Raw genomic sequence first — 1,215 nt, forward strand, 5'->3', positions numbered from 1 at the left:
GCCACACTGTTGGCCAGTGTGGCTGAGGCGTTCGCCCCCAGGGCCATACTGTTTGTTGCACCCGCATTTGCATAACTACCCAGTGCGACAGCGGTGTCACTACTGGTCTTGGCTGACGGCCCCAGTGCCAGAGAGCTCGCCCCTGTGGCGGAAGAGCTTACCCCCATCGCCAGGGAGTAGTCTGAGTTAGCCTTCGAACTATTACCCATAGCCACAGCTGAAACACCATTAGTCAGGGATGACGGACCCAGAGCCACGGAATTAGCCCCTGTGGCAGATGCATATCCACCCAGCGCCATGCTGTACGTTGAATTGGCCTTTGAATTACCACCGACCGCCACAGATGAACCGGCATTAGCCTTTGAAGTGTCACCGACCGCCACAGCTGAAGTACCATTGGTCAGGGATGACTTACCCAGTGCAATGGAATTAATACCTGTGGCAGAAGAAGTATCTCCCTGCGCTATACTGTAATCGGAGTTAGCCTTCGAACCATTACCCATAGCCACAGCTGAAGCGCCATTAGTCAGGGATGACGGACCCAACGCAACCGAGTTAGCCCCCGTGGCAGACGCATATCCACCCAGCGCCATGCTGTACGTTGAATTGGCCGTTGAATTACCACCGACAGCCACAGATGAAGCGGCGTTGGCCTTTGAGAAGCTACCGATGCCAATAGCCGAACCGCCATTAGTCAGGGCTGACGGTCCCAGTGCCAGAGAGCTCGCTCCTGTGGCGGAAGAGCTTGCCCCCATCGACAGAGAGTAGTCTGAATTGGCCTTTGACAGATTCCCGACCGCCACGGCACCATTGCCCGCCGATGCTGAACTTACCCCCAGCGCAACAGCGTTGTCATTGCTGGCGACGGACAACCCACCTATAGCCAGGGCGTTTGAGCCCGTTACTTTACTGTATCCACCGAGACCCACCGAACCAGCGCCTGACACTGTTGAATAAGAACCAATGGCGAGACTTGCAGAGTTATCTGTACCGGATGCTATAGCTGTCACTTGGGCACCGGACCCAATTGCAATAGACCCCGGACTGGATGCACTTACACTTGCCGAACCAGTAACACCGGAAGTTACATCTTGACCTGAACTAATAGCCACCACATCCGTATTCGATGTTGTATCATGTAATGTGGCGACGGCAAAAGCATTTCCACAGCCACAGGCTGAAAATAAAATAATTTCACTGATTAAAATACTCAGT

The 1,215-nt window shown here is 53.9% G+C and carries 1 pseudogene; it reads right to left on the reverse strand.

Annotated features, from left to right (window positions below):
* Positions 1 to 1,010, reverse strand: a pseudogene (locus tag GA0061070_RS25050) (hypothetical protein); the annotation flags it as partial.
* Positions 1,011 to 1,215 lie beyond the last annotated feature (205 nt).

The sequence above is a fragment of the Kosakonia oryziphila genome (assembly GCF_900094795.1).
Lineage (GTDB): Bacteria > Pseudomonadota > Gammaproteobacteria > Enterobacterales > Enterobacteriaceae > Kosakonia > Kosakonia oryziphila.